The sequence below is a fragment of the Psychrobacter sp. genome (assembly GCF_030457785.1).
In the GTDB taxonomy this organism is placed as follows: Bacteria; Pseudomonadota; Gammaproteobacteria; order Pseudomonadales; family Moraxellaceae; genus Psychrobacter.
The window spans coordinates 1-12,315 of the sequence record NZ_JAKDUI010000063.1 but is presented as its reverse complement, the minus strand read 5'-3'; the positions used below and the strand labels follow the sequence as shown (position 1 = coordinate 12,315).

The window sequence follows — 12,315 nt, the reverse complement described above, 5'->3', positions numbered from 1 at the left end:
AGTATATTTGTTGAGATGTTTTATTTTATAACATTTTTATATTTAATACACTATACAAGGGTTCCTCGTTTAGACACTGATAGTGCTAGCCAGCCAAATCTTTTGCCACATGTATTGGATGAATCGTTGTTGTTTACAGTGGCGACGCTGGATAGACGATTAGATAGTGCACTGCTTTGTTTTACGGTAAGGCAGTTGCGTCAGCGTGATTTGTCTGAAAAGACCGTCAATGAATTGTGCCGTAAAAGTCAGCAAAATGAACATCGGCATCATACTCGAGACCATCAATATTATGCGCAGCAGCAAAAAAATCGCACCATGTTGCTACGCTATCAACGAGGGTTGCTTGCATTATTTGGTCAGCAGCTATCCGTCGATCTAACTCAAGGTTTTGCCCATCATTTCACCGACGAACAAGCCCTAACCGAACATGGGACAACAGCTCTAACCCTACTCAAAAAAGGAGCCTCTGTAGCGCGTCCAGCCTCTTCAGTATTGGTATTATGGTAGGCGCTACATTTACAGCAGTTTTTATCGGTATTTTTCGATGTTTTGGGTGATGATTGCTTGAATGACAGTTGCTCGAACGATGGTGATACAGGTATTCAGCCTGATTGGCGATCGTTATTAGCGGGTGCTTTGGAAGGTATTTGCGCGCAGCTTGATCCTTCGGGGCAAGTGTTTGCCAGCATAGACACGGCTAGAAGATCCGTACTGATCCTGCTTGCATGTCGGCTAGCAAAAGATATCGAAGAACAAATGGCATCGACGGTAGATAGCGCAGTTTTTATCCAGAATAATGACACCGTGGCTCATTATATTATGGATTTTCAGCGTCATGCGCGCTTGATCGGCATAGATATCACCACAGTTAGCGATGCAAACGTAAGATGGTTATTATTAACAGTGAAAAATTTAAATAGCATTCAACTACTGAGTATTATCCATGCTGTGCCTGCTTTTGAACAGTCAACTGTTGAGGTGGTTGCAGCAGCAACGATGACCAAAGATAATTATCGAGAGAAACAACAGCAGCGTAGTCAAATAGATTATAATGATTATCAGCAATGGCTTAGTACATTGCACACGGTTATGTTACACGATACGATAGTCAGTCAAGATGAATATGATTGTTTGATGGGACTTTCGGAGCAATGGTTAGGCGTGCGGCAGCTTTTTTAAAATGAGGATACACCCTAGTGGACGACTGACATTTTGTTGGTTGATCCTCATTTGTTAGTACCATCAGTAAAAGTCACCAAACAGCGAGTCAATCCGTGAAAAGCGCCAACGTTATCAATGTCATCAACGTCATCGATGTCATCAGGACCATCAGGCTCGGACATAATAGATAAAGTAGGACAGTAGGTACACATGAGTGATATTCAAGACCCACTAATTGTATTACAGCGTCGTAAGCAGCAACGCCAGATCCTAGCGATGATGGGTGTCGAACAATGGGTGCAGCCAGAGTCGGCGAGGTTAAATATAGCGGATATCTCTGTGGCCGATGACGATCAGTCCAGCTCGCCTGCACGAGGTGTAAGCACTTCAGATTTAGATCAAGCGACAGCAGAGAGCAAAGAGATAAATGCTGACGCTTCCGATCACGACCTATCAGCTACGGCAAACCAACCAACCAGTGTTTACAGTGATAGTGTCGACGGTGATAGTGGCGATAGCAGCGTTTTAATGAAGCACTCATCTGTAAACGAAGAAAATCCAGTAAACGATAGCTATGGCAGTTCGACAAGCGCTGCGCCTATTGATTCGTACGTTTATGACGGTCACAGTGACTCTGCGAATAGCGAGCAACAGATTGAGAAGGTCATTGAGCCTCTAGTTGACGCCGTAGCAATGCCATCTTTTGAGACTATCGAACAGGATTCTGCGTCTAGCACGCGTAACGATGACAGTGCTAAAAAGATAGAGCCTTTCGATTTGCAAGGTGGCCGTTACGGAAACTGGGTCTTACTAGTAGACATTCAAGCGCTCAATAACGACAGTCAAAAACTGTGGCGAAATATCACGCAAGCATTATCGATCACGTGTGAAACCACGTCTTTTCCTATTTGTGAAGGGATGGATACGGCTGAGCTTGCCAATGCTAGCCTCGCAGGTTACGTCTTTAAGATAGGCAGAAGCGAAGACGTACAAGTTGTGTCATTAACAACGCTACCCGAAGGTCTCGCGCATAGCAACCTTGCCAGTGTACCAACATTAGATGAAATGCTTGATGATAGTAGTCTAAAGCGTCAGTTCTGGGAACAGATATCTATCTAGTTGTATCATCAATTAGCAAGTCTTAAAAGACTTAAACATCATTACTGCTATAAACTACTACAACGTGAAAGGACAGGCTTACGAGGTACTGTATTTGGTACGCCTTGTAAGTTTGAAAGAACCAACCTCTTTGGGATTGGTATAACAAAAACGACCCATCAATTTAGGATAGCAACCATGGCTACAAGCACGTCTACAATCTCAGTGTCTACAGAAACTAGCAACACAACAACACATCGTCTACCAAATTTCTGTGCAGGTCCTGCCACCATGCCGACAGCTGTCTTGGAGCGCGCGCAGAGTGAGTTGCTTGATTGGCAAGGGCGTGGTTTATCAGTGATGGAAATGAGCCATCGCAGCAAAGACTATGTGGCTATCACTGAAAAAGCAGAGCGTACATTACGTTCGTTAATGGATATTCCAGCTAACTATAAGGTGTTGTTTTTGCAAGGTGGCGCCAGTCTACAGTTTTCAGCGATTCCATTAAACCTATTGAATGGTGGACGTGGTGATTATTTGACAACGGGCGCTTGGTCAGGAAAAGCGATCAAAGAAGCCAAGCGATACGAAGCACTGGGTCTTGGTAAGATTAATTTGGCTGCAACAGGTCAAGAAAGTAACTTCACTGATGTGCCTGACCAGAGCGACTGGCAGGTAGATTCAGAAGCAAAATATTTTCATTATTGTGCCAATGAAACCATTCATGGATTACAGATATTTGAGCCACCTCAGGTCGACGCACCATTAATTGCAGATATGTCTTCTTGCATTTTGTCGCAGCCGATAGATGTGTCTAAGTTCGGCATGATATATGCGGGTGCACAAAAAAACATCGGTCCAGCCGGCTTGATTATTGTCATTATCCGTGAAGACTTGCTTGAGCAAGCGAGTGAATGGTGTCCGATGTTGATGAATTATAAGCATCAAGCAGAAAAAGGATCAATGTCTAATACGCCAGCGACATACTCTTGGTACTTGGCAGGCTTAGTATTTGATTGGTTGGAAGAGCAGGGCGGCGTTGCTGCAATTGGTAAGATCAACCAGCAAAAAGCAGATTTGTTATACAAGACCATCGATGACAGCAGTTTTTACAACAACCCTGTGGCGCCTAAGCATCGCTCTATCATGAACGTGCCTTTTACTCTGGCTGACAGCAGCCTTGATAAAGTGTTTTTAGAAGAGTCAGAGGCAGCAGGGCTGTTGAACCTGAAAGGTCATCGTGATGTCGGAGGTATGCGCGCCAGTATCTATAATGCGGTACCACTTGAGTGGGTGCAGCAATTGGTTGACTTTATGATTGCCTTCGAACAAAAGCATGCCTAAGTCAATCATATTGAAGTAAATGGTATATAAGTCACCATAGTGCTTAGAATCAGTGCTCAGAATTAATAAAAAAGACGCGGCTTTTAGGAGTGGCGTCTTTTTTATTATCACCACTTAATGTGGTCAGGATCCGATGTGTTTTGGGCAGAACAACCTGTCGTCCATTACGTATAATTATAGTCATTAACAAAGGCAGGTAATGCAGCAAACCATTAGGTGAAAAAACGTAAATTTGTTATGATGAAATTTTTCAAGATGTCTTTTTGCCGTCAGCGTTTGTTTTCGCGCGCCCTAAATTGATTGAGTATATAGGTCTATTATTCCGCCATGAAGCTAAAAACTGCCATGACAAAAAACGTCTTGCTCGCCATTGCCGTCGGCTGGGCATCTACCAGTATGGCAGCGCCTGTCACAACGACCGCGCTTGGTCACAATAGCCCCACGGAATTCATTGACGCACCCTTTATGCCCTATGCCAATCCTGCAGCACCCAAAGGTGGAACGTTGTCCTTGGATGCGCGAGGCACTTTTAATAGTGCCAATAAATGGATGACCACAGGGGTGGCAATGATTGGTACCAATTATCTGTATGATACCCTGATGACAGGCTCTCTAGACGAGGCGTTTACGATGTATCCGCAGCTGGCAAGCAAGGTCACCTATGACCCAGACGACACCAGTTGGATTACTTATCATATCAATCCAGCGGCACGATTTTGGGACGGGTCTCCCGTGACCAGTGCGGATGTGAAAGCGACTTATGATGCGCTATTGAATAAAGGGCCAATGTATATTCGCAGCTATTTGGGCGACATTCAAGAAGTTCAAATCGTCGATAAGCAGCGAGTGAAGTTTGTCTTTTCGTCTGATGACAATAAAGAGATTTTATTGACGGTTGGGCAGTTTCCCGTTTTTGCCAAATCTTCTGTCGATACCGATTTTGAAAAAATAACCTTGACGCCATTGATGGGTAGTGGTCCTTATAAATTAAGCAGCGTCGATGCAGGACGTTCGGTCAGTTACGTCCGTGACCCCGATTATTGGGGGCGTGATTTGATGGTCAACCGTGGGCGTTATAACTTTGATATGATTAAGTTTGTTTATTATCAAAGTGATGAAGTTGCTTTTGAAGGCTTTAAGTCTGGTCAATATCGTTTTCGTTCCGAAAATAAAGCCGCGAATTGGGCGACTGGCTATGATTTCCCAGCAGCTCGGGCAGATATGATTACAAAAGAAGCGATCAGCAGCCAAAATCCAGTGCCAATGCAAGCGTTGGTGACGAATCTGCGCCGACCAATATTCCAAGACATACGAGTGCGCCAAGCATTGACGGCAGCGTATGATTTTGAATGGATGAATAAAACATTATTCCATGGTCAATACGAGCGTTTGCAAAGTTATTTCCACGGGTCAGAGTTGGCTGCTACGGGCACACCATCTGCCGAAGAAATGCAAGTATTGAGTCCATTACTTTCCAAGCTTGAGCCAGTTCAGCGTGAAGGGGTGTTGAATGAGTGGCAATTGCCCCGTAGTGATGGTAGTGGTTTCAATCGTGAAGGGTTGTTGCAGGCAAGGCAGCTGTTGTTAGATGCAGGGTTTTATTATAGCGATATGAAGCTGTTCCAACCGGATGGTGAGCTCGCTGAGATTGAGATTCTCATGACAGGTGAGACCATTAGTCGCGTGCTGTTGCCTTATATTAGAAACCTCAAGCGTCTAGGGTTCGATGCGACGTTACGTCAAGTAGATGGCCCACAATACTACGAACGTATGCGACGGTTTGATTATGATATGGTGGTAGATGTATTTGCTCAGAGTTTGTCCCCAGGTGCTGAACAGTTGGGGTTTTGGGGCAGTGCCGCCGCTGATCAGATGGGTAATAGAAACACAGCGGGTATAAAAAACGCGGTGGTAGATGAGGTAATAAAAAAACTAGGTAGCGCAAAAAACCGTGAAGATATTGTTCTGTATACCAAAGTTCTCGACCGCTTGCTACGTGCTGGTCATTACATGGTACCGATGTATGGAAAATCTAGTACCAACGTCGCCTATTGGGATCAGTATCGTCACAATGACACCTTGCCAAGCAACAGCGTTGGCATAGACTATTGGTGGGTGGATAAAGCAGCAGAAAATCGAGTAAACAGCTATTTAAAGCAATAACTAAACATGGCGATAATCGATCTCAAGTGCATTGTCTGTCTTGTTTTGTACTCCATTTAGACTAGCAGAATTTAAAAAATATCTAAAACATAAGTAGCAGGAAAAATTACTGGTAAGGATTTTGTATGAGCATTCGTATACACCCAATTAAAGCATTTAATGACAATTATATTTGGACATTAATTAATGACGGCAACAAGCAAGCGATTGTCATTGATCCAGGTCAAGCACAACCAGTTATTGATTACTTAGATAGTCATGATTTGGAGCTGACTTCGATTTGGACCACGCATCATCACCATGATCATACTGGTGGTGTGGCAGAGCTTCAAGAGTCTTATCCGATGACGCATGTGGTGGCGCATAGTGACCATACCGTGGATCAGGATCAGACCATCAAAGATGGCAGTACAGTGAGTGCATGGGGCTGTGCCGCGCAAGTATGGGATGTGTCAGGTCATACCGCGAGCCACATGGCTTACATATTGGATATTGATGGAAACAAGCATTGCTTTTGTGGTGACACCTTGTTTAGTGCAGGCTGTGGACGCGTATTTACAGGGACGATTGAGCAGTTGCACGACAGTTTCAAACGTTTAAATGGATTATCTTCTCAAACGCTACTGTATCCTGCTCACGAGTATACTGCGAATAACTTACGCTTTGGCTTGTCTATTGAGCCCGACAATGAAGCAATGCAACAAGCGTTGATACGAGCAGAAGAAAAAAATGCACATGGCACGCCCACATTGCCAGTAACCTTAGAGCATGAACGCATGGTTAATGTGTTTTTACGGATGCAAGAACCTAGTGTTATAGAAGGTGTCAAAGCGAAGAAAAACATCGAAGATGACAAGTCTTTGACGGTATTTGCCGCGCTACGTGAGCTTAAAGACAATTTTTAAAATACGGTCTCTGAAGTATCGTCTTTGAAATATGGTTTTTAACATATGTTTTTTTCGGTAGATGCTAGCTGTTCATCTCTGCTACGGTAATATTTGTTCATTTTAGGAAGCTGCTACTATGGGTCGTTATATCTTAAAAAGATTATTATTGATATTACCGACGCTATTTTTGATATTGTTGGCCAACTTTGTCATCGTTCAGGCAGCGCCCGGAGGTCCCGTCGAGCAGCAGATGGCGCTCATTGAACAAGGTGCCAAAGACAATGCGCTCGGTGGTAATATCGGCGCGGGTAGTTCAGGTGGCAATGATAGTACTTATCAGGGTACACGTGGTCTATCTGAAGAGATGGTAGCAGCGATAAACGCTCAGTATGGTTTCGATAAATCTGCACCTGAGCGTTTTTGGTTGATGTTAAAAAACTACGCCCATCTGGATTTTGGTGAGTCATTTTTTAAAGGTCAGTCAGTGACCGAGCTTATCGTAGAAAAACTGCCAGTTTCGATATCGCTTGGATTGTGGAGCACACTACTTATTTATATGATCGCTATTCCATTGGGTGTCTATAAAGCCATGCATCATGGCTCTGGGATGGATAAGGTAACGGCCATGCTACTGGCGGTAGGACATGCCATACCAGTATTTGTATTTGCGGTGATACTTTTGGTGTTTTTTGCGGGTGGCAGTTATTGGAATTTATTTCCATTGCAAGGGCTAACATCTGAGAATTTTGATCAACTGAGTGCCGTTGGGAAGGTGAAAGATTATTTTTGGCATTTGGCTCTGCCGCTTCTAGCAAGCACTGTGGGTGGTTTTGCTGGTTTGACTTACTTAACCAAGTTTAGCTTTTTGGAGGAACTTGGCAAGCAATATGTCCTGACTGCTCGTGCCAAGGGTTTGGGTGAGCGTCAGGTTTTGTATGGTCATGTGTTTCGTAATGCCATGCTGATTATTATTGCTGGTATCCCAGCGGCCATCGTTGGTATTTTCTTTGCTGGGAACTTTTTAATTGAAATTATTTTTAAGCTGGATGGGTTGGGTTTGCTTGGTTTTGAGGCCATTCAACAGCGTGACTATCCAGTGATATTTGGCACTTTATTCATCTTTACCTTGGTGGGACTGTTATTACAGTTAATCAGTGATTTGAGTTATCACTTGATTGATCCGCGTATTGATTTTGAGGGGCGCTAATGTCTAGTCATCCGTTACCCCCGACCCCGTCTTCTATCCCTGTAAAAAAAAGCAGTCGTCTAAGTCCTATCTGGCAAGCCCGTTTTGATCGTTTTCGTCGCAATCGACTTGGTATGATATCGCTGATTATGTTCTTAGTGATATTTGTCATATGCATGGCAGCCAATGTAGTGGCCAATGACAAGCCGTTGTTGGTGCAATACCAAGACGAGTATTATTTTCCAGTACTGACGGCCTATCCAGAAACAACTTTTGGCGGTATCTTTGAGACCGAAGCTAACTATAAAGACCCTGCGGTGCAAACGCTGATTAATGAGCAAGGCTATTACGTCATGCCACCCATACCCTTTGCTGATCAAACATCGAATGTTGAGCTTGGTCTTCCATATCCAGCCGCGCCAAACAGTCAAAACTGGTTGGGTACTGATGATCTGGGTCGTGATGTCTTGGCGCGGATATTGTATGGGCTGCGAGTATCGTTATTATTCGGTTTGGCGCTGACGCTGGCTGGTGCATTCATCGGCATTATCGTCGGTGCGATACAGGGTTATTATGGCGGTTGGGTGGATTTGGCAGGACAGCGCTTTATGGAAGTGTGGGGCGGTATGCCGCAGCTGTTTATGATTATTATTTTGGTCAGCTTATTTAGTCCGAGCATCATTATGCTGTTTGCGATGATGCTGTTGTTTGGCTGGATGGGTTTGGTTGGTTTGGTACGAGCGGAGTTCTTACGGGCGCGTAATTTTGATTATGTTCGTGCCGCTCGCAATCTTGGGGTTTCGGACAGTCGAATCATGCTCAAGCATATTTTGCCAAACGCCTTGGCTTCTAGTTTGTCGCAGCTGCCATTTATTCTAACGGCTAATATCATTGCCCTAACAGCGCTAGACTTTTTGGGATATGGTTTACCACCTGGCTCACCATCCCTTGGAGAGTTGATGGTACAAGGCAAGAATAACCTTAATGCTCCGTGGTTGGCCTTGTCTGGATTTTTTAGTTTAACCTTTATCTTGTCATTGCTTATCTTCGTTGGTGAAGCGCTGCGCGATGCCTTTGACCCGAGGCACTCTTAATATGACCATCGATAACGCGCTATCCAATCCAGCAAGCGAGCACCCTATCAGTGCAGGCAAGCTGATGATGACCGTGGATAATCTAAGCATCACGACTGAGTCAGGCGGTGTTTTGGTGGATCAGCTGTCTTATGAGTTGCACCAAGGTCAGACACTCGCTATTGTTGGTGAGTCTGGTTCTGGCAAATCCATTGCCAGTCTCGCATTGTTGGGCTTGCTACCAAGCAGTTTGCTCGTTAGTGGAGATGTGCAACTATTAAACGCAGCAGGAATGAGTGCATTACCGATTACTAATAGTAATGCGCGTAACAATAATGCACGTAACATTGATAAGCGCAACATTGCGCTGCGTCCTATACGTGGAAAGCGTATTGGCATGGTCTTCCAAGAGCCAATGACAGCCCTCAATCCATTGCATACAGTCGGCAAGCAAATCGCAGAATCATTGCGCCTAAGTGATATTCCAAAAAAACAATGGCACGATAGAAGCATTGCCTTGCTAAATGATGTGAATATCAACAACCCTAGTGATAAGCTGAAACGTTATCCTCATGAGCTGTCTGGTGGTCAGCGTCAGCGAGTCATGATTGCTATGGCCCTGGCGCAGCAGCCAGATATTTTAATTGCTGATGAACCAACCACGGCGCTTGATGTCACTCTGCAGCATGAAATACTTGATCTGTTGGATGAGTTAAAGCGTCAGTATAATATGGCGATGGTGTTAATCAGCCATGATTTAAATCTGGTTAGGCGATATAGCGACGAAGTTATCGTCATGCGTCAAGGTCAAACCGTAGAGCAAGGTCAAACCGCAGCAGTTTTTCATCAACCTAGTGCAGAATACACTCGTACGCTTATTCAGCAAGATTTTGGTCAGGCGCTGACACTAGCCAGTAGTGATGACGCTGAGCAGCCAATTGTACTGAAAGTAACGAACCTACAAGTACAGTTCCCTGTTGAGAAGAGCTTGTTTGGCGGCACTAAGCGTTGGTTCGATGCGGTAAGCGATGTCGACATGACCATGAAAAAAGGGCAAGCCCTCGGCGTGGTGGGTGAGTCAGGTTCTGGTAAAACGACGATAGCACTTGCCCTAACTCAGCTTTTAAGCAACCAAGCACGAACACAAGGTCAAATCGTCGCCAACGGGCAAGATATTGCTGCATTGTCTAGAAGAGACTTGCTTCGCTTCCGTTCACAAATCCAGATGGTTTTTCAAGACCCATTTGCCAGTATCAACCCTCGTATGACAGTCATGCAAATTGTAGAAGAAGGGCTGCTAGTACAAGGCGTCGATAAAATCACTCGCCAAAACGACGTGCAGGATAGCCTCGCTACCGTTCACTTGCCTGCTGGGTTTGCGCAGCGTTATCCTCACGAGTTATCGGGCGGACAGCGACAACGCGTGGCACTAGCGCGTGCGCTTATCATGCAACCGAGCATACTAATATTAGATGAACCAACCTCTGCACTCGATAGTACCACTCAGGTGACCGTGGTTAGTCTACTCAGAGAGATTCAAGAAAAACTACAAATCAGCTATGTGTTTATCAGCCATGATCTAAAAGTTGTACGTGCTTTATGTCAGTATATTATGGTGCTAAAAGCAGGCGGCTGTATAGAATCTGGGCGTACGGAGGACGTTTTTAATAATCCTAAGCATCCTTATGCACAGAAGTTGCTACAAGCGAGTATTATCTAATCACAACAGCCATTAAGGCATAAGATAAAACGCTGTATTCATGATAATGAATACATGGTAGTTCACACTAATTGCGATATGCTAAAACAAGCAGTGGTACAATAGTCTGAAGGTCATTTGCTCTACTTGAGTCTGTCAGGACAGGAATTCTAGTGCAGCACGAGCAAATTGACTCAAATAATCATTACGATTGAAGATTTTATTAAAAAGGATTTTTGTAGCCATGAACCAACCACGCAGCCTTTCTAAATTGATAAGTACCAATACATTACAGCATGCTGGTTACCTAGCAGTTGCTAAGACTCGTGCTAAAGCGCTAAAAGCTTTTTCTTACGTTGTTCCTGTCAGAAGACCAATGCTCTTCGTAGGTGAAGAATCTTGTGACGAGCTCTGTGATATGCTCATTAATGAAAACAATAGTAATGTGTTTATCGTCACCGATGCGGTGCTCAATAGTCTTGGCATACCTGCCAAAGTCACTAATTACTTGGATAGTAAAGGTATCAGTTACCATGTGTATGATGGTGTTACCCCAGACCCGACATTTACGGTAGTTGAAAACGGTATAGATCAATATGCAGAGGAAAAATGCGATTCTATTGTTGCCATCGGTGGTGGATCTGTCATTGATGCGGCCAAAATGATTGCAATGTCGCAAGGAAACCAATGCCAGCCACAGCAGCTGATTGGCATTCTTAAAGCAAGAAAACCATCAGTGCCGCTCTATTGTATTCCGACAACAGCTGGTACTGGATCAGAGGCAACTCTTGGTGCGGTAGTGTCAGATGAGAAAACACATCAAAAAGCACTGTCTATCGACCCAAGAATGGTGCCGTTAGCGGCCGCTATCGATCCTACAATCATGAAAGGTATGCCGGCTCACATTACTGCAGATACCGGTGTCGATGTATTGACACATGCGTTAGAGGCGTGGATGAGTGCCAACGCGAATGTCGAGACTGATTATTATGCTGCTTCTGCGGTCAAGGCTGTTATGAAGTATCTGCCGTTGGCTTATCAAGATGGTGCCAACCTAAAAGCTAGAGAAGAGATGGGCATTGCGGCACACTATGGCGGCATTGCTTTTAACAAGGCTGGTCTAGGTTATGTTCATGCTATCGCTCACCAGTTAGGGGCGTACTACGGTATCCCTCATGGGCGTGCCAATGCGATCGTGTTGCCTTATATCCTCGACGTCAACCGCCAAGGTAGCAAGAAAAGATTGGCGGCACTTGCTAAGAGAGCGGGTATGGTAAAAGTAGGCAAAGCGAGCAGTAGTGACGATGAAGTTGCGGATCAGCTCATCGCTGATGTGCGTGAATTGATTGCTACTTTAAACATTGATCCAACGGTCAAAGGTATACAAAGCAGTGACTTCGATAGCATTGCTAAGGCAGCTGCCAAAGAAGTCAGTGATACCTATGCAGTACCGACATATCTTTCCAGCTCTGAGATAAAAGAAATTTTGCTCAAGATTGAGCAGGCAAGTGCTAATACGCATGAAAATAGCGCTGAAGTTGCTTAATGTTCCATTAATAACATCAAATGTATATCAAAGCAGTCTGTAGCGAAGCCTATTTCCCAGAGGGTGATAGGCTTTTTTTAGGGGTGATTGTTCGATTGTAAATTTATAACACTTTAGGAATGTTTCGGTAATGGCTAAGTGTTATGGTATTTGTA

General features: G+C 44.4%; 9 protein-coding genes and 1 pseudogene. All 10 read left to right on the top strand.

All coding sequences use genetic code 11. The annotated features are described in order from the left end of the window. Positions 1–510, top strand: a pseudogene (locus tag L0J61_RS04810) (hypothetical protein); the annotation flags it as partial. 57 nt (positions 511–567) lie between these two features. Then, entirely contained in the window at positions 568–1,182 is a 615-nt protein-coding gene (locus L0J61_RS04805; protein ID WP_301465196.1) for a hypothetical protein, read from the top strand. A 192-nt stretch (positions 1,183–1,374) separates the two neighbouring features. Then, positions 1,375–2,283 carry a hypothetical protein gene (locus tag L0J61_RS04800; RefSeq protein WP_301465195.1) on the top strand — a complete coding sequence of 303 codons (909 nt, stop codon included), beginning with the start codon at positions 1,375–1,377 and terminating at the stop codon, positions 2,281–2,283. Positions 2,284–2,460: 177 nt separating this feature from the next. Further along, positions 2,461–3,606 carry a 3-phosphoserine/phosphohydroxythreonine transaminase gene (gene serC, locus L0J61_RS04795; RefSeq protein ID WP_301465193.1) on the top strand — a complete coding sequence of 382 codons (1,146 nt, stop codon included), beginning with the start codon at positions 2,461–2,463 and terminating at the stop codon, positions 3,604–3,606. Positions 3,607–3,951: 345 nt separating this feature from the next. Beyond that, positions 3,952–5,769 (top strand): extracellular solute-binding protein, encoded by a 1,818-nt coding sequence (locus L0J61_RS04790; protein ID WP_301465197.1) that lies wholly within the window; start codon positions 3,952–3,954, stop codon positions 5,767–5,769. 125 nt (positions 5,770–5,894) lie between these two features. Further along, positions 5,895–6,674, top strand: a complete 780-nt coding sequence (gloB, locus tag L0J61_RS04785) for a hydroxyacylglutathione hydrolase (RefSeq protein ID WP_301465192.1) — start codon at positions 5,895–5,897, stop codon at positions 6,672–6,674. A 118-nt stretch (positions 6,675–6,792) separates the two neighbouring features. After that, on the top strand, positions 6,793–7,863 hold the full coding sequence (yejB, locus tag L0J61_RS04780; protein WP_301465191.1) for a microcin C ABC transporter permease YejB: 1,071 nt from the start codon (positions 6,793–6,795) through the stop codon (positions 7,861–7,863). Continuing rightward, positions 7,863–8,936, top strand: a complete 1,074-nt coding sequence (locus tag L0J61_RS04775; protein WP_301465190.1) for an ABC transporter permease — start codon at positions 7,863–7,865, stop codon at positions 8,934–8,936. The genes yejB and L0J61_RS04775 overlap by 1 nt, the downstream gene beginning before the upstream one ends. 1 nt (position 8,937) lies before the next feature. Further along, a complete protein-coding gene (locus L0J61_RS04770) occupies positions 8,938–10,635 on the top strand; it encodes a dipeptide ABC transporter ATP-binding protein (RefSeq protein ID WP_301465189.1) in 1,698 nt (565 codons plus the stop codon). A 223-nt stretch (positions 10,636–10,858) separates the two neighbouring features. After that, entirely contained in the window at positions 10,859–12,160 is a 1,302-nt protein-coding gene (locus L0J61_RS04765) for an iron-containing alcohol dehydrogenase (RefSeq protein WP_301465188.1), read from the top strand. The last annotated feature ends 155 nt before the right edge of the window (positions 12,161–12,315 follow it).